The sequence below is a fragment of the Streptomyces sp. NPDC048383 genome, assembly GCF_040651775.1.
GTDB lineage: Bacteria > Actinomycetota > Actinomycetes > Streptomycetales > Streptomycetaceae > Streptomyces.
Map to the genome: position 1 here is coordinate 36,993 of NZ_JBEZKS010000031.1, position 16,565 is coordinate 53,557.

Sequence of the window (16,565 nt, forward strand, 5' to 3'; positions counted from 1 at the left end):
CGTCGCGGACGCCGATTCGGCTGAAATCCGCCCTCAGTCGGGCAGAGCGGCCCTAGCCTCGGGGCATGACCACGACCAGTGACACGACGTACGAGTTCCGCCTCGCCGGGCCGGGGGACAGCGAGGCCATCGAGGGGATCGACGGCTCCTTCACCACCGCCACCGTCTTCGCGGTGGCGGTGACCGGCGAGGGCTTCGCCCTTCGCGAGGTGCCGGTGGATCCGCCGCTGGTCAAGGTGTTCCCCGAGGACGACGGAAGTGACGACGCGGACGGCGCGGACGCCCCGGACGACGACAACCGGACGTTCGTGGCCGTCGGCGCCGACGGCGGGGTCGCCGGCTTCGCCGCCGTGTCGTACTCCCCGTGGAACCGGCGGCTGACCGTCGAGGACATCGAGGTCGCCCCGGACCACCGGGGCCGCGGAGTGGGCCGCTCCCTGATGGGGTGCGCGGTGGACTTCGCGCGCGAGCGGGGCGCCGGGCACGTCTGGTTGGAGGTGACCAACGTCAACGCCCCGGCCATCCACGCGTACCGGCGCCTGGGCTTCGCCTTCTGCGGACTGGACACCGCCCTGTACCAGGGCACCGAGTCGGAGGGCGAGCACGCGCTCTACATGAGCATGCCCTGTCCCTGAGCGGCCAGTACGCGAACCACCGCGGGGGCGGGATCGGCCCCGGCCCCGGCCCCGGCCCGCGCCGCGACGGTGGCCGTCAGCAGCCAGCCGGCGACCCCCTCGGGGTCCGCCGGCGGCGCGTACCACTCCACGCGCGCGTCCAGCAGCCGGTCCCCGGCCGCGCCGCGTTCGGCGTACCAGCTGCGGAACGGGGCGGTCCGCCACACCGTCAGCGGCACTGACCGCTCTCCCCCGGTGCGTAGGGCTCCCGGCCCGACCGCGCGCAGGGCGGCGCCGGCCGCGCCCGTCAGCGTCCGTTCGACGGGCACGTTCAGGGCTTCGGCGAAGTGCAACAGGTAGTCCATGCGTTCGGCTTCGGGCGGCGTGCCGAGCACCGCCCGACCCGAGTCGCACCACGTGCCCCACTTGATGTTGGAGACCAGCCCGGGCAACCGGGCCATGTCCCGGGGGATCCAGAACAGGATCACGTCGGAGCGGCGCATGGCGTCCTCCTCCCAGGCCACCTGGTCGGGGTACGCCGGGTAGCCGCCGGCCGCCGGCTCGGGCAGGAACACCACCAGGCGTCCGGCGCCGGACCACGCGGACCGCAGGGCCGCGACGGCGTCCGGCCGCCACGACGGCGCGGCGGGATCGGCCGGGGTGGGGCCGCACAGGTACACGGCCGCCGCCCAGGACTCCGGCGGCTCCTGGCCGACGTGCACGACCCGCACCTCGGCCGGCGCGGGGTCGGGTACGGCGACGGGTGCGGGGGGCTCATGCGACACGGGGGGCTCCGGGGTCGGTCGGGGGCAGGGTGGCGAGGAAGTCCAGCAGGAGGGTGTTGAAGGCCCCGGGGCGTTCCAGGAACCCGAGGTGTCCGGCGTCCGGCAGCTCCGCGTAGTGGGCCCCGGGGATCGCGCGGGCCACCTCGCGCCCCAGGAACGCGGGCGCCAGCACGTCGTCGGCGAACCCCAGCACGAGCACGGGCAGCCGGATCCGGCCGTAGTCGGCCCGTCGGTCGAGCATCGGCGGGGCCGGCCGGTGGGCCGCGGAGCCACCGGTCAGCGCGGCGATTTCGAACAGGTCGAGCCATTGCGCGGTCGCCGCTTCGTCGGCCAGGGTCCGGGGCGAGAGGTTGTGCGTCAGGCTGACGAAGGCCTCGTACTCCGGCGGCGGCCGGACCCCCGCCGCGGCGGACGCGGCCTCGGCGCGCGCCAGGGCCTCCCCCAACACGTCGGGCCGGCCGCGCGTCGCCGCGAGCAGCGCCCCGCTCACCAGGTGCGGATCGCTCAGGAGCAGTTCCTGGACGGCGAGGGCGCCGAGGGAGTGACCGACCAGGGGGCAGCCGGGCAGGGCCAGTGCTTCCAACAACTCCCTCACGATGAGCGCCAGTTCATGGGGCCCGGTGACGGCGGGTCCGTGGTCGAAGGTGACGACGAGGTGGCCCGCCGCGGTCAGTGCGGGCACCTGGTGCTGCTCCCAGACGCGTCCGCCGACGCCCGAGCCGGCGACCAGCAGCACCGGTCGCTCCCCGGTCCCGTGAAGGGTGTACGCCGTGCCCGCGGGGGTGTGTCCCGTCGACCGCGCCCCGCAACCCGGGCGGAGCGGGCCCGGCCGGCGGGTGGTCACGGCGCCATCCTGCGCAGCGCCGTCTCCACCCAGGCCGGGCGGCCCGTGTCCAGGCCGCGCAGCGCGACGTGGACCCACAGGAAGGAGGCCCGCTCCAGGACGTGGGCCCGCATGCCGCTGCGCACCTCGCCGCCCGCCGTCCGGTAGGCCTCCAGCAGCCTGTCGAGGACGGCGACGCCGCCCGCGTGCAGCATGTCGACGAAGTCGACGGCGGGATCGCCGACATCGGCGTTGGCCCAGTCCAGCAGGCCGGACAGGGTGGGTGGGCCGGAGGGCGGGCGCGTCACCAGGGTGTGGCCGGGGTGCACGTCGCCGTGGACGAGCGCGAGCCGGTCGGGCCACAGGCGGTCGTCGTCCAGCCAGGTCCGCCAGCGCCGCAGGCCGGCGGCCGGCAGCGGTAGTTCGGCCCGGGCCCGGGCGAGCCGGTCCGCGATCCGGGCGCGGACCTGCTCCGCCGTCGCCGGGCGGCCGGGGAGGGCGTCCGGCGGGGTGGTGTGGATCGCCACCAGGGCCCGGGCGAGCGGCTCCAGGTAGTGGCCGGGGTGGGCCAGCGGGTCCATGGCCCAGGCGTAGGCGAGGGTGTCCGGATCCTCGGTGCCCGCCGCCTCGCCGGGCAGTCGGGGGTAGGCGACCAGGTCCGCCGTGTGCGGGCGCCAGTCCGGGACCGGGACGGGCATCCGGTCGCGTACGGCGGCCAGTACGGCTCCCTCGAAGGCCAGGCGCGCCGTAGCCTCGGGCCGGCGGGGGCGGCGCAGGATCCACCACGTGCCGTCGACCGCCCGGATGTGCGTGACCCGGAAGTCCCAACCGCTGTCGTCGGCCCGGGCGGTGGCGGGGTCGAGGTCCAGGCCCAGGTTCCGGGAGGCGTACGCGGCGAGGGCGGCGGGGTCGGTGAGCTCCGGCGCGCCCGTCGCGGCGCTCATCGGCCCGTCCCGACGCCGGTCAGGTACCGGTCGCGGGTGGCGGTGCGGTCCACCTTGCCGGTGTGGGTGTGCTCCAGCTCCGTGACCGGCACCAGCAGGCTGGGCACCAGGTGCGGGGCCGCGCCGGCGGCGAGCCGGGCCCGGACGCCCTCGGTCACCTCGCCGGGGTCGTGGTCGGGCAGGGGTACGAAGAAGGCGGCCAGCGTGGTGTGTTCGGCCCGGTCCACCCGGGCTGCCGCCACCTCCCGCACCCCTTCGCAACCGCCGACGAGGGCCTCCACCTCGATCAGGTCCACCCGGTGGCCCCGGATCTTGACCTGGTGGTCGGAGCGGCCCCGGAAGACCAGGGCGCCGTCGGGCGCCACGGACACCAGGTCCCCGGTGCGGTACCAGCGGGTGCCCCCGTGTTCGGCGAAACGGGCCGCCGTCGCCCCGGGGGCGTCGTGGTAGCCGAGGGCCAACGCGGGCCCGGACACGTACAACTCGCCCGCTTCGTCGACGCGTTGGCCCACGTGCGGCAGGGGCAGCCCGATGGGTGGGTCGCCGTCGCCGTCCCACAGTTCGGGGGTGTCCGGGCCGGCCAACTGCACGGCGTGGGTGACGAGCGCCGTCTCGGTGGACCCGTACGTGTTGAGCAGGCGCACCCCGTCGGCGCCGAGCCGCCGCCAGCGCGCCAGCATGTCGGGGCGTACGGCCTCCCCGCCGATCACCACCGTGCGCAGGGACGGCGGGAGGCCGGCGCCCTGGTGCAGCAGGTCACCGGTCAGGCCGTGCCAGAAGCCGGTCGGCAGGACCGCGACGGTGACCTCCTGGTCCTCGGCGACCTGCGCGAAGCCCTCGCGCGCCGCGTCGTCGACGACGAGGGCGGCGCCGGCCGTCAGGGTGGGCAGGATCTCCTCCAGGCTGGTGTCGCCGCCGGCGCCGTGGAAGTGCAGCACGGTGGCGTCCGGGCCGATGCCGTACAGGGTGCGCAGCGGCGGTACCACCGCGGCCAGCGCGCCGTGCGGCACCACGACCCCCTTGGGCGTGCCGGTGGAGCCCGAGGTGAACAGGACGTACGCCGGGTCCTCGGGCCGTACGCCGGAGTCGGGCAGCGGGTCGGCGGCGTGGGCCGTCGCGCCGGCGGCCGCCCAGCGGGGTCGGATCACCTTCGCGACGGGTGGCTGCCAGCCGCTGTCCGCGGTCGCCACCGCCTCGTGGACCCCGAGCCGGTCCAGGATCGACTCCAGCCGGAGCGGCGGGTGTTCCGCCTCCAGCGGCACGTACGCGCGGCCCGCCGCGAGGACCCCCAACAGGGCCGCCACGTCACGGGCCGAGTGGTGCACGACGACCCCGACCGGCGGCTGGGGGTGCCCGGTTCGGGGTGCGACGGAGCGGGCCACGTCCGACACCCAGGCGGCGAGGGTGCCGTAGCCGACGACGAGTCCGTTGTCGACCACGGCCGGGCGGCCCGGATCCGAACGCGCCGTCCCGAAGAACGGTTCCAGGAAATGGATTCCGGAGGACTGCATTGTGAATTCCCTCGTCCTGATGGAATATGGGCGGGTGCGAATTGTCGTGGAACACGATCTGAAAATACCCGTGCGTGACGGCACCTTATTGAGTGCCGACCTCTACCGGCCGGAAACGGCCGATCCGGTGCCGGTCCTGGTGCGCCGGACGCCCTACGGGAAATCCGGCAGCCCGGGGGGCGCGTCCGTCGACGGCCTGCGCCTGGTCCGCTCCGGTTACGCGCTGCTGGTGCAGGACGTACGCGGCCGGTTCGACTCCGGCGGGACCTTCGAGCCGTACTGGCACGAGGCGCGGGACGGCGCGGACACGGTCGCGTGGGCGGTGGAGCAGCCTTGGTGCGACGGCTCGGCGGGATTGTTCGGCCGCTCGTACGAGGCGATGGCCGCCCTGCTCGCCGCGGCCGAACGTCCGCCCGGGCTGGGCGCGATCGCCCCGCACGTGGCCGGATCCGGCTTCGACGAGGGCTGGACCCACCAGGGCGGGGCCTTCCAGTTGGGCTTCGTCCTGTACTGGGTGCTGTACGACCTGCTGCTGGAGGGGGCCGGGCTGAGCGGCCCGGAACTCGCCGAGGTGACCCGCGCGGTCGACGGGATCGACGGGCTCTACCGCGATCCGCAGGCCGCTGCCGAGCTGCTGGACCGGTTGGCCCCGTACTACCGGCAGTGGCGCGAGCATCCGGCCGGCGATCCGTACTGGCGGCGCGCGGCGCCCCGTGCCTCGTATCCGGCGATCGAGGTCCCGGCGCTGCACCTCACGGGCTGGTACGACATATTCCTGGCCGGCGCCCTGGAGAATTACCGGGGAATCAAGGAATGTGGAATCCCGTCCCGACTGGTGGTCGGCCCGTGGTCCCATTGCGTCACCGGGGGGATATTCCCGCAGCGCCGTTACGGGACGGCCGCCGACGAACGCAGCATTGATGTCACCGGCCTCCACGTGCAGCATTTCGACCGGTATCTGCGGCGGCGCGGGGAAAGCGGCCCGGAGGCCGATCCGGTGCGGCTGTTCGTGACCGGCGCCGACGAGTGGCGCTCCTTCCCCGAGTGGCCCGTCCCCGGCGCGCGGGACCTCGTACTGCACCTGCGGGGCCGGGACCTGACGTCCGGTCCGGCGCCGCGGATCCCGGGAGCCGACCGGCTGCGTCACGACCCGGCCGACCCGGTGCCCACCACCGGCGGGGCCACCGCCCTGCCCGGCCAGTTCACCGGCGGCGACTGCGGCCCGCTGGACCAGCGCGAGGTGGAGCGGCGCCCCGACGTGCTGTGCTTCACCGGGGAGTCGCTCGCCGCGCCGCTGACCGTCGTCGGCGACACGGCCCTGACCGTGTACGTGACCCCGGACGCGGCGGGCGCGGACGTGACGGGCAAGCTCGTCGACGTCCACCCCGACGGCCGGGCGGAGCTGCTGTGCGACGGCGTGCGCCGCCTGGAGCCGGGAGCGGACGCGACGCCCGCTCCCGGTGGGCCGGTCGAGGTCACCGTCGCGCTGGGCGCGGTGTGCCACGTGTTCCGGGCGGGCCACCGGATACGGCTGGAGGTCGCGGCGAGCAACGCCCCGCGCTTCGACGTCCATCCGCGGACCCTCGCCCACCACACCGTCCACCACGGCGGTGACCACCCCTCACACCTGCTGCTGCGGCGGCTGCCCGGCGGCTGACGGGGCGCCCGGGCCGGCGGCGTCCGGGTGGAAGACCGAGAGGTCGGCCACCTTCTCGATCCGCCGGCCCGCCTCCCAGTGGGCCCGCCGCAGCCGGCGCAGTTGGGCGCCGGTCAGTCGGGTGCTGTGTTGCGGGATCGAGCGGACCATCCGGGCCCGTTTGGCCGGGCCCGGGTAGCGGTCGCGGACCCGGTAGGGGTCGTTCAGCAGGTGGTGGGCGGTGCCGGTGTGGAAGGCCGCCTTCAGCAGGGCGTAGTAGGCCGCCGCGGCCACGCCCTTGTCGCGGGCGCAGTGCACCAGCGTGCGGGAGGCCTCGAACACCCGCCAGAGCACCGGTACCGCCGGGGTGGTGAACACGCCGGTCTCCTGGGCGATGCCCTCGCCGACGCCGTAGCGGAAGTAGCTGCGCATGTTGGCGAAGCCGTGCTGGGCGTCGTGGAAGATCCGCGCCTGCGGCAGGTACACGACGGGGATCCCCGCGAGCTGGAGCCGGAAGTCGAACTCCCGGTCCTCGCACCAGTGGATCAGCTCGTCGAAGTGGTAGCCGCCGATGTGGGCGACGATGTCACGGTTGTAGACCAGCGGCGGGGACAGCGCACTGACGTAGTCCCCCTCGTCGAACTCCCTCACCCGCGCGGTGAGCTGACTGAGCAGTCCGTCCGACTGCCCGTACACGACCTGGCCCTTGACCACCGGTTGGGTGAGCACCTCGCGGACCATGGCGCGGACCACCCCCGGGGCGAAGGTGCAGTCGGAGTCCATCAGCAGCAGGTACTGCCGGTCCGTGGCGGCGGCTCCCGCGTTGTAGGCGGCGCCCAGGTTGCCGACGTCCTCGATCTCGGTGACGGTCAGCGGGCGGGGGTGGTCGGCGATCAGTTTCAGTACCGCGTCGCTGGGCCCGTTGAGCGCCAGGACGATCTCGACGTCCTCGTCGATCGACGCGATGCAGTCGGCGATCCGCAGGTCGTCGCGCAGGGCGATGACCACGGCGGTCCGGGCGATGCCCTCGTCGACCGCCGCCTCGTCCACCAGGTCGGTGGCCATTGCTGTTCTCCCTCGTCAACTCGTGTGCGTACGGGTGTCTCGGCGCGCCGGCGCGTTCACGGGGACGCGGCCTTGAAGCGCAGGGGCAGGGCGCGCAGAGTGCGTTCGGCGATGGCCTCGGCCTCCGCGAGGTGCTCGGCGTGGGCGATCACCCCGGCCAGGACGTCGGCTCCGCCGCGGTAGGGCGGCACCACGGTGCCGGGGGCCAGGTCGAGGCCCCAGAACACGTCGTGCACGCCGGTCCGGCGGGCCACGTCGCGCGGGTCGCCCACCCACTCGACGACGCCCCCGTCCGCCGGGACGAACCGCTGCACCACCGCCCGCGGCTGCCGGGGCGCGAGTTCGGCCGGCCGCAGCGGTTTGCCCAGGGCCAGCCGGACCACGTTGGGCAGCGGGTCGACGCCGGTGGCCAGCCGCATCACCTCGGTGGCGATGCGGGCGCCGGTCAGCCGGCAGGTGATCTCCAGGAGGATCACCCGTCCGTCGTGGGTGCGCAGGACGTCGGTGTTGATGACCGCCGGGTCCAGGCGCAGGGCGCGCGCCCCGCGCCGAACCGTGTCGGTCACCTCCTCGATCTGCTCCGGGGTCAGCCGGCTGGGAAGGGTGTCGCCGCCCTCGAAGAAGTGGGGGGCGAACTCCTCCTTGCGGCCGTACTCCCGGTCCGCGAACCCGAACCGGTGCAGTTCGCCGTCGACCATGAAGGCCGCCAGGGTGTGTTCGGTGCCCTCCAGGAACTCCTCGATGACGATCCGCCCGCCGGGGCTGAGCCGCAGCGCCTCCTCGGCCAGGGTGCGGACCTGCGCGGCCGACTCCACCTTCAGCACACCCAACGACCCGGTTTGGTCGCTGGGTTTGATGACGGCCGGCAGGCCCATGTCGGCGGCGGCCCGGACCGCCTCGCCGACGCTCTCGGCGGTGGCGAACCGGGGCAGGTCGAGTCCGGCGGCGCGCAGGATCCTCAGCCGCCGGTCCTTCAGCGTGCAGTCGAGGGCCGTCTCCAGCGGCAGCCCCGGGCAGCCGAAGCGACCGGCGAGCACGCTGATCACCGGCGGGTTGTCCGCGCCCAGCGAGAACACCCCGTCGAGACGGTCGACGCCGGCCGCGGACAGCTCCGCGAGCACCGCGACGGCGTCGTTCGGATCGCACACGAGCAGGAGGTCCGCGGCGGCCCGGGCGCGGTCCGTCGGGTGGTCCGTGGCCACGATCAGTTCCCACTGCGGGGACCGCAGTTCCAGCAGGGAACGGTCCATCCCGGAGCCGATTCCGCAGACCAGCAGCCGGTCAGTCATGACCGCCTCCCCCGGGGTCGGCGGCGGCGTGGGCCGGGGCCGGCGCGGCGCCCAGGCTCAGCACCTGGAACACCTCCGCGTGCCCCGAGCCGGCCGAGACGGCGCCCCGGTAGCGGGCCAGGCCGCGAATGCCCTCGTCCCAGGCGGCGTGCCGCAGTTGGGAGACGTACGCGCGCATCGCCTCGACCTTGGCCTCGATCTGCCCGTCGATCTCCTCGACGTACTGGAAGCGCGCCATCGGCGCCCACACCTCGTAGCCGAGCACCAGACGGGGTGCGGGGCTGGGCGGGCCGCCCGCCTCATGGAAGAACTCCGACTGGGCCATCCACAGCGCCTCCAGGGCGAGTTGGTGCACCATGCGGTGTTCGACGTCGTCGTCGTTGTCGTGCGGCAGGTACACCACCTGGGGCCGGACCTCCCGCAGCACCCGTACGAGGTCCAGATGGACCCGGCGGGAGAGGACGAAGTCCCGCGAGGGCTCGTCGAAGCGGACGCAGCGGTGCACGCCCAGGGCCTTGGCCGCCGCTTCGGTCTCGGCCGTGAACTCGGCGTCGGTCACCGCGTCGTCGAGGGCGCTGCGTTCGCGGCCGATGACGATGACGACCGTCACCCGGGCCCCGTCCCGCACGTGTTTGGCGATGGACCCGCCGCAGCCGATCACGTCGTCGTCGGGGTGCGGCGCGACCACGAGGACATCGGTGACGCCCGTCACGCGCCGGCTCCCGGCAGTTCCCCCGCCCAGCGGGCCCACTCGCCGGTCGGCGCGACGGCCTCGGCGAAGGGGGTGCGCGCGGTGAAGCCGAGGATCCGGCGGGCCTTGTCGTAGTCCGCGCGGGCGGTCGAACGGTACAGCTCCAACTCCCAGTCGGCGACCGGTTCCACGGCCGTCGCCGGCTCCCCGGCGGACGCCGTCGCGGGACCGCCGAGGCCGCGCAGGGTACGGACCGCGTCGAAGAAGGTGCCCCAGCGGAGCTCCTCCGGGTGGCCGACGAGGAAGCGCTCGCCCGCGGCCGCCTCGGTGTCCACGGCGCGCAGGACGGCTTCGGCGAGGTCGTCGACGTACACGGCGTTGCAGACCCCTCCGTCGCCACCCGACGGGAGCTGGTCGAAGTCGTCTTCGGGACGGTGCAGTTGGGCGGTGGTCCACTGGCCGCCCCACGGGCCGTGGACGACGCCCGGCTGGAGCACGACCGTCTCCAGGCCGTCGCCGTGGGCCTCCAGGACGAGCTGCTCCGCGGCGAGCTTCTGCTGCTCGTACTCCCGGTCGGCGGGGTCGGCCGGGCGGGCCGGGGAGTCCTCGGTCAGGGCTCCGGTGACGGCCGGGTCGTAGACGTCGATGGTGCTGAGGTGCACGACGCGACGGACGCCGGCGGCCCGGGCGGCCGCCAGGACGTTCGCGGTGCCCCGGACGGAGGCGTCCCAGCGGCCGGACTCGTCGCCGGAGCTGCCGAACGCGCAGTGCACGACGGTGTCGCAGCCCTCGAACGCGGTCCGGAGGGTGTCCGGGTCCAGCAGGTCGCCCCGGCGGAACTCCACCCGCTCCTGCGGCAGGACGGACAGCCGGGCGGCCCGACCGAAGCCGCGGACCACGGGCCGGACGCGGGCCCCGGTGCCGAGGACCAGCCGCTCGACGAGCCGACCGCCGATGAACCCGCTCGCTCCGGTGACCGCCACGGTGCGGCCGCCGAGCGCGGGAGCCTCGCCCGCGTCGCGCGTGGTCCACGGCTGCGCGGACGGGGTACGGGCGGGGCCGTCGTAGCACTCCTGGATCAGCTCGACGACGCGTACGCCGTCCTGAGCGCTGGAGTGGGCGGGGGCGGTTCCGCGTACGGCGGCGGCGAAGTTGGCGAGCTGCTCGGTGAAGAGCGGTTCCCACTCGTCCTGCGCCGGGGCGACGGCCTCCACGTCGCCGCGGTGCAGTTCCACCCCTTCGGCGGTGATCAGGGTGCACTCCCCCGCCGGGAAGTCGGTCCCGATGGTGACGGTCGCCCGGGTGCCGGTGACCTTGCAACTGATGCCGAGGTCGCGCACCCGGCTGAAGTGGCAGTGCACGTCGGCGGCGCCGAAGCGCAGGTGGGCGGAGGCGTCCGCCTCCACCCCGCCGAGGGAGTCGTCCTCGTAGCGGACCACCTCGACCTCGGGGCCCAGCCACCACAGCAGGGTGTCGAAGACGTGGGAGGCGGTGTCGGTGAGCACGCCGCCGCCGGCGAGCCGCCGGTCGAACATCGACCAGGAGACGGGCTCGTGGGCGTAGGGGTGGCCCTCCGACCAGTCGACGCGCACCACCTCGCCGAGTTCGCCGCTGTCGATGAGCCGCTTGACCCAGGCGTAGGCGGGGAAGAGCCGGCGCGGGTGGGCCATGGCCAGTACGGGGGCGCCGTCGGCCGCGGCGGTGGCCGCCAGGCCCTCGGCGTCCTCGACGGTGGTGGTCATCGGCTTCTCCAGCAGGACGTGCTTGCCGGCCGCCAGCAGCGCCCGCACGATCGGCGCGTGCAGGGTGTGCGGGGCCACGACCACGGCGGCGTCGTAGGCGTCGGCGGCCTCGGCCGGGTCGGTGGCGAGGACCACTTGGTCGGCGTCGGCGCCGCCGAGTTCCCGGTACAGGGCGAGGGCTGCCTCGGCCTGACGGGGGTCGCGGTCGATGAGCGCGGTCAGCCGCACGTCGCCCTTGAGCGGGGGCAGGGCGGGCAGGTGGCAGCCGCGGGCGGCGGCGCCGCATCCGACGATCGCGAGGCGTACGGGAGGCATGGGTCTCTCCAGGTTCGTCGAAGGGGGTGTGACGCGGAGCGGATCGGGGGTGGTGGGGTCCCGGACCGGGTTACGGGCCGGCGGGTCCGGCGGGGTGGTGGACCCAGACGTTGGGCTCGGCGTACGTGCCGTGGCCGTCCTCGGTGACGCGCAGCGGGACGAGGGCGCCGGGCAGCGGGTAATCCCCCGGGCCGGGCAGCGGATGTCCGAGGAACTCCGCCCACCGGATCACTGGTTGACGGATCACCAGGGACCGGCCGGCGATGCCCAGTTGACGGGCTCCGAGGTCGAGGTGGGTCCGCAGCCAGGGGTCGAAGCAGCGGCCGTCGGGCCGGCGCCAGGCCGCGTACTCGGCGATCGGGATCAGCGGGTAGCGCGGCTTGCGGGTGGGCCGGACCGGGATGATCACCCCGCGCGGGGCGTCGGTCGCGGCCCGCCGCCGGACCTCCGTCAGCAGTCGTTCCGCGAGGCCCTCGGCCCGGCGGGCGGGGTCCACGGACACCGACAGCATGCACACGGCGTCGGGTCGGTCGGGCGGCCCGTGGTCGACGCCCTCCACCAGGACCTCGTCACTGCCGGACGGCAGCGCGGAGGCGCTGCCGTCCCAGCGGACCGGCAGCCCGTTGGCGGCAGCGACCAGGCGCCCGTCCTCGTCCACCAGGCAGAGCTGGTGGGCGGGGTGGCGGTCGTACATGCCGTGCCAGCGCCAGTTGCCGGGGGACTCCCAGCTCATGAAGGCCGGCATGTTGGCGCCGATGAGGGCGTCCACCTCGGGCAGCAGCCACGGGTCCCGGGACAGGTCGGTCAGGGTGAGGGACACCGGCGGGTCAGCCCAGCAGGCGGGTGTCGGCGGTGGCCCGCATCTCGCGGGAGCGGCGCAGGTCGCTCGTCACGCAGACCCGCTTCAGCCAGCGGTCGGTGCCGTCGTAGCGGGCCCGGAACGGCAACCGGCCGTGCACGGCCCGGTGGTTGTCGATGAAGAGCACGTCGCCCCGGTCCGCGACGACCTCGCGCATCCCGGCGTCCACCACCTTGAACAGCGCGTCGTAGGCGCGCCGCGCGTCGGTGTCCTCCTCGGGAACGGAGGTGAAGTACGGGTCCAGGCGCATGTACGGGTCCAGGCGCGAGCCGTAGAGCAGCGGCGCGAGCGGCCGCTCGTCGATCATCCGTTGGATGGTGGCGAACCGGGCCGCCTCCTCCGTCGAGGCGATCGTGTTGTTCTTCGGCAGGTGCGATTCGTCGGGCGCGATGTGGAAGCGCGGCTCGAAGAGGATGTCGATGTCCTCGACGGACAGGGAGGACAGGTCGAGTTCACCGACCGTCGTGGGCACGTGGTCGGGGTTGCGCAGCGCTCCGAGGATCAGGTAGTCGCTGCGGTAGGGGTGGAAGGCGTCCTCGGTGTGCCAGGTCAGCAGTTCCTTGCTGCCCATCCCGAGCTGGTCGTTCTCGTGCTGCCGGATCGGGAAGATGTCGTGCACGAGGTGGCCGTCCTGCTGGGTGGCCCATCCGAAGGGCTCGCCGAGCAGCGCCGAGTACAGCATCAGCAGCAGCTCTTCGGGGAACTCGGGCCCGGGCCGGGCACGGCCCCGCCAGTGGTCGGGGGTGGGGCCGATCCGTTCCTGGTCGAAGTCGTGGCCGCGGATCACGGTGTGGCCCCGGCGGTCGGCCAGTTTGAACTCGCGCAGGAAGTGCTGCACGCCTTCGGGGAGCCGGGCCGCGAGCCGCGGCAGGTCGCGCAGCAACACGGGGTCGCCGAAGGACGGGTAGTGGAAGGCCAGTTCGAGACCGAGTTCCGCGATGGCGGAGGCCTCGTCGGCCGTGAGGGTGTAGCCGGGCGTGGACTGGTCGGTGAGGTTCGACATGCCAACTCTCGCTGAGTGGTCGGGACGGGTTGCTGCCCGCGGGGCGGCCGGAGCCGGGTTCGCGGGCCCTCGGGTGGTACGGGCCGTCGGGTGACGGGCTGCCCTGCGGTGGTGGGGCGGCCGACCGGTGCGGCCGGTGGTGGTTGCGGGTCGCGGGTCGCGGACGGGTACGGGTTGCCGGGGGCCGGCGCGGACCGTGAACCCGGTGTTCGGCGACCCGGCGGTCGGCGACCCGGCGCTCCGGTGACGCGGTCGTCAGGCCCGGGCCGTCGCGCGGTCGGCGAGGGCTCCGGCCAGTCGGCGCGGGGTCGGGTGGGTGAAGAGGGCGCTCGCCCGCAGTCCGGCGGCGGCGGGATGGGACTCCCGCAGTCGGGTGAGCAGGCGCATGGCGAGCAGGGACTGCCCGCCGTGGTCGAAGAAGTCGTCGTCGGGGCCGAATTGGGGGGCGTCCAGGACCTCCCGGAAGAGCGTCAGCACGGAGTCCGGCGGCTCCCCCCGTCCGGAATCCGCGGCGCCCCGCGCGTGCGCCGCCCGCGGGCCCGGGCCGGCCACCGATCCGGCTCCGGCTCCGGACGGGGCCGTCACCGCGGCCGCCCAGGCGGCCAGCCGCCGCTTGTCGACCTTGCCGTGCGCGTTCTTCGGCAGGACGGACACCCGGTGCAGCACCCGCGGTACGGCCCAGTCGGGCAGTCGCGCCTCCAGCGGGCCCACCAGCGCGTCCCGGTCGGCGCCCGTGAGGCGTACGGCCTCCCCGGGCGGCGGCGCCGTCGCCGGATCGGTCGGCACGGTGAACGCCCACAGGGCGGTGCCGGTCTCCGGATCGGGCAGCACCACCGCCTGGTCGACGTCGGGCAGCTCGCACAGGACGCGCTCCACCCGGGCCGGCTCCAGCCGGTGCCCGCGGATCTTGATCTGGTCGTCGACCCGGCCGAGGAAGACCAGTTGCCCGTCGGCGTCGATCCGGCCGAGGTCGCCGGTCACGTAAAGGCGCGCTCCGGGTTCGGCGGCGTACCGGTCGGGTACGAAGCGTCGGGCGGTGGCGGCCTCGTCGTCCAGGAAGCCGCGGGCCAGCAGCGGGCCGCCGATGTGGATCTCCCCGCTCTCGCCGTCCGGCACCGGGCGGCCGTCCCGCCGGATGCTGATGTCCACGTCGCGCAGGGGGGTGCCGAGCGGCACTTCCTCGGCGTCGGCGGGCAGCCGCCCGGTGTAGAAGGTGGAGCTGACGGTGCATTCGGTGAGCCCGTACACGTGGGCGAGGGCGGCGGGTTGCCGCGCCTGCCAGTCGCGGTAGGGGCGGGGGTCCATCCGTTCGCCGCCCACCACGACCGTGCGCAGCGTGCTCGGGGTGGTGGCGCCGCGGGCGTCGAGCCAGCGGGCGTACTCCAGCCAGTACTGGGTGGACAGTTCCACGACGGTGGTCCGCGTCCGGGCGAGGGTGAGGTGCAGTTCCTCGGCGTCCAGGGCCTGGGTGTCCTCGCGGCACACGACGGCCGCGCCGGCGGCGAACGCGGGGAACACCTCCTCGATCAGCACGTCGAAGCCCAGCGAGGCCACCTGGAGCCACCGGTCGCCCGGCGTCAGCTCCAACCGCCGCGCGACGGCGTGCGCGAACCGGCGCAGCGCGTCCCGCTCGATGACGGTGCCCTTGGGCCGGCCGGTGGAGCCGGAGGTGAACAGGACGTACGCCGTGTCGGACCCGGCGGCCCGCCCCGACCGGTCCGCGGCGGCGGAACCGGCCGCGTCCGCCGCGGCCTCGTCCGGTACGTACGCCCCTTCCGGCGCGTGCCGGCCGTCGCCGAGCCACACCCTCGCCGCGGTGCGGCCGACGAGCTCCGCCCGGGCGGCGGGCGGCAGTCGGTCGTCGAGGACGGTGAACCCGGCTCCGGCCTTCAGCGCCGCCAGCATGCCGAGCACGGTGCGCGCGGGGTCGGCGAAGGCCAGCCCCACCAACTCCCCCGGGCCGGCGCCGCGCTCCGCGAGGGAGTCGGCCCAGGCGTCGGTGAGCCGGTCCACGTCCCGGTACGACAGGACGCGCCGGGGGGTGACGAGCGCGGGCCCGTCGGCGTGGTCGCGCACCGCGAGGTCCCACAGGTCGAGCGGATCGGAGCCGGGCGCGGCCGTCACCGTCCGGCCCCCCGGGTCCGCAGGAAGTCCGACAGGCCGGCGAGGCCGGCGCGGAAGTCCTCCTCGGGGCCGCCGAAGCCGAGCCGGGCGCCGTGCGGCATCCCGAACGCGGTGCCCGGCACCAGCAGGGTGCGGTGGCCCGCGAGCAGCTCCAGGCAGAACCGTTCCACCGCTTCCGGTCCGGCCTGCGCGCGCTCCAGCTCACGGAAGACGGGCAGCGCGCAGACGCCGCCCTCGGGCGGGGTCCAGCGGACCTGGTCCGCGTGCTCGGCCGTCCACCGCGTCAGGTGCGCGAGGTTGCGCCGCGCCTCGGCCGCCCGTACGCCGATCAGCTCGTCGGCGTGGCGCATGGCGCGCTCGGCGACCAGCTCGACCATCGGGGAGAGGAACAGGGTGGTCCGGTCGCGCAGCGGATAGGTGGAGGTGATCAGTTCCTCGGGCGCGACGGCCCAGCCCACCCGCAGTCCGGGCAGGCCGAACGTCTTGGAGAAGGTGCCGTACGACACCGTGTCGCCGCCGTCGGCGCCGGGGTCGGGGAGCACGTCCCAGCGGTGGGCGATCTCGGCGGTCGCGGCGTCCCACACGAGCACCGCGCCGGTCTCCGCGGTCCGTTCCGTCAGCGCCTTGAGGCCTTGGCCGGACAGGGTGACGCCGGTGGGGTTGTGCGGGAAGTTGACGATCACGGCCGCGGTACCGGGGGTGATCACGTCCGCCAGCACATCGGGGTCGATCACACCGTCGCGGACCGCCCGCGCCGGCAGTTCGACCAGGTCGCAACCGGCCGCCCGCGGGTAGTGGCCCAGCGAGTGGTAGATGCCCTCCTGGAGGACGACCCGGTCACCGGGGTGCAGCAGCGTGCTCAGTGTCAGGGCGATGGCCTCGCTGGACCCGTGGGTGACGAGCACCCGGTCGGCGTCGCCGCCCGCGTACCGGTCGGCGATGGCCCGGCGGACGCCGGCGCCGCCCTGGGAGACGCTGTCGTCCATGACGATCCGGTCGAGGTCGTCGACCGGGATCCGGCACAGGTCGCGTATCTCCGCGAAGGTGTACGGGTGGACGCCGCTGGAGCTGATGTCGTGGATGTCCGGGCCGAGGTGGCGGCGGTACCACTCCTCCAGCACCGGCGGTTCTTCACGCCGTGGACGCAGACTGCTCATGGCTGTG

At 74.6% G+C, this 16,565-nt stretch carries 14 protein-coding genes; 2 read left to right on the forward strand and 12 right to left on the reverse strand.

From position 1 onward, the window contains the following. The first annotated feature begins 65 nt into the window (after positions 1-65). Positions 66-635, forward strand: coding sequence for a GNAT family N-acetyltransferase (locus AB0D46_RS21445; protein ID WP_362879587.1), 570 nt, complete (start codon positions 66-68; stop codon positions 633-635). On the opposite strand, the gene AB0D46_RS21450 is transcribed toward AB0D46_RS21445, so the two are convergent. From AB0D46_RS21450 to AB0D46_RS21465, 4 genes are all read right to left on the reverse strand, one after another. Beyond that, complete coding sequence (locus tag AB0D46_RS21450; protein WP_362879588.1) at positions 611-1,399, reverse strand: nucleoside 2-deoxyribosyltransferase domain-containing protein; 789 nt, start codon at positions 1,397-1,399, stop codon at positions 611-613. The two genes, AB0D46_RS21445 and AB0D46_RS21450, sit on opposite strands and share 25 nt — an antisense overlap. Next, positions 1,389-2,135 carry an alpha/beta hydrolase gene (locus AB0D46_RS21455; protein WP_362879590.1) on the reverse strand — a complete coding sequence of 249 codons (747 nt, stop codon included), beginning with the start codon at positions 2,133-2,135 and terminating at the stop codon, positions 1,389-1,391. The genes AB0D46_RS21450 and AB0D46_RS21455 overlap by 11 nt, the downstream gene beginning before the upstream one ends. 104 nt (positions 2,136-2,239) lie before the next feature. Next, positions 2,240-3,166: a macrolide 2'-phosphotransferase gene (locus AB0D46_RS21460; RefSeq protein WP_362879591.1), complete on the reverse strand. Its 927-nt coding sequence runs from the start codon at positions 3,164-3,166 to the stop codon at positions 2,240-2,242. Continuing rightward, positions 3,163-4,677, reverse strand: a complete 1,515-nt coding sequence (locus tag AB0D46_RS21465; RefSeq protein WP_362879593.1) for an amino acid adenylation domain-containing protein — start codon at positions 4,675-4,677, stop codon at positions 3,163-3,165. The genes AB0D46_RS21460 and AB0D46_RS21465 overlap by 4 nt, the downstream gene beginning before the upstream one ends. Before the next feature lie 70 nt (positions 4,678-4,747). Here AB0D46_RS21465 and AB0D46_RS21470 point away from each other — a divergent pair, with 70 nt between their 5' ends. Next, positions 4,748-6,334, forward strand: a complete 1,587-nt coding sequence (locus AB0D46_RS21470) for a CocE/NonD family hydrolase (RefSeq protein ID WP_362879594.1) — start codon at positions 4,748-4,750, stop codon at positions 6,332-6,334. Here AB0D46_RS21470 and AB0D46_RS21475 read toward each other — a convergent pair. The 8 genes from AB0D46_RS21475 to vioD all read right to left on the reverse strand — a co-directional run bounded on the left by AB0D46_RS21475 (position 6,299) and on the right by vioD (position 16,558). Continuing rightward, positions 6,299-7,378, reverse strand: a complete 1,080-nt coding sequence (locus AB0D46_RS21475) for a glycosyltransferase (protein ID WP_362879596.1) — start codon at positions 7,376-7,378, stop codon at positions 6,299-6,301. The genes AB0D46_RS21470 and AB0D46_RS21475 overlap by 36 nt on opposite strands. A gap of 56 nt (positions 7,379-7,434) precedes the next feature. After that, on the reverse strand, positions 7,435-8,667 hold the full coding sequence (locus tag AB0D46_RS21480) for an ATP-grasp domain-containing protein (RefSeq protein WP_362879597.1): 1,233 nt from the start codon (positions 8,665-8,667) through the stop codon (positions 7,435-7,437). Continuing rightward, positions 8,660-9,379, reverse strand: coding sequence for a PIG-L deacetylase family protein (locus AB0D46_RS21485; protein WP_362879599.1), 720 nt, complete (start codon positions 9,377-9,379; stop codon positions 8,660-8,662). The genes AB0D46_RS21480 and AB0D46_RS21485 overlap by 8 nt, the downstream gene beginning before the upstream one ends. After that, positions 9,376-11,415 carry an NAD-dependent epimerase/dehydratase family protein gene (locus AB0D46_RS21490; protein WP_362879601.1) on the reverse strand — a complete coding sequence of 680 codons (2,040 nt, stop codon included), beginning with the start codon at positions 11,413-11,415 and terminating at the stop codon, positions 9,376-9,378. The genes AB0D46_RS21485 and AB0D46_RS21490 overlap by 4 nt, the downstream gene beginning before the upstream one ends. A gap of 70 nt (positions 11,416-11,485) precedes the next feature. Further along, on the reverse strand, positions 11,486-12,235 hold the full coding sequence (locus tag AB0D46_RS21495) for a GNAT family N-acetyltransferase (protein WP_362879602.1): 750 nt from the start codon (positions 12,233-12,235) through the stop codon (positions 11,486-11,488). A 7-nt stretch (positions 12,236-12,242) separates the two neighbouring features. Next, entirely contained in the window at positions 12,243-13,277 is a 1,035-nt protein-coding gene (gene vioC, locus AB0D46_RS21500) for an arginine beta-hydroxylase, Fe(II)/alpha-ketoglutarate-dependent (RefSeq protein WP_362879604.1), read from the reverse strand. A gap of 255 nt (positions 13,278-13,532) precedes the next feature. Continuing rightward, entirely contained in the window at positions 13,533-15,401 is a 1,869-nt protein-coding gene (locus AB0D46_RS21505; RefSeq protein WP_362879605.1) for a non-ribosomal peptide synthetase, read from the reverse strand. Further along, on the reverse strand, positions 15,398-16,558 hold the full coding sequence (vioD, locus tag AB0D46_RS21510; RefSeq protein WP_362879607.1) for a capreomycidine synthase: 1,161 nt from the start codon (positions 16,556-16,558) through the stop codon (positions 15,398-15,400). Before vioD ends, AB0D46_RS21505 begins: the two co-directional genes overlap by 4 nt. Positions 16,559-16,565 lie beyond the last annotated feature (7 nt).

Coding starts and splice junctions, on each gene's coding strand:
- AB0D46_RS21460 (WP_362879591.1), bottom strand. CDS start 3,166: ATGAGCGCCGCGACGGGCGCGCCGGAGCTCACCGACCCCGCCGCCCTC.
- vioC (WP_362879604.1), bottom strand. CDS start 13,277: ATGTCGAACCTCACCGACCAGTCCACGCCCGGCTACACCCTCACGGCC.
- AB0D46_RS21490 (WP_362879601.1), bottom strand. CDS start 11,415: ATGCCTCCCGTACGCCTCGCGATCGTCGGATGCGGCGCCGCCGCCCGC.
- AB0D46_RS21480 (WP_362879597.1), bottom strand. CDS start 8,667: ATGACTGACCGGCTGCTGGTCTGCGGAATCGGCTCCGGGATGGACCGT.
- AB0D46_RS21465 (WP_362879593.1), bottom strand. CDS start 4,677: ATGCAGTCCTCCGGAATCCATTTCCTGGAACCGTTCTTCGGGACGGCG.
- AB0D46_RS21475 (WP_362879596.1), bottom strand. CDS start 7,378: ATGGCCACCGACCTGGTGGACGAGGCGGCGGTCGACGAGGGCATCGCC.
- vioD (WP_362879607.1), bottom strand. CDS start 16,558: ATGAGCAGTCTGCGTCCACGGCGTGAAGAACCGCCGGTGCTGGAGGAG.
- AB0D46_RS21445 (WP_362879587.1), top strand. CDS start 66: ATGACCACGACCAGTGACACGACGTACGAGTTCCGCCTCGCCGGGCCG.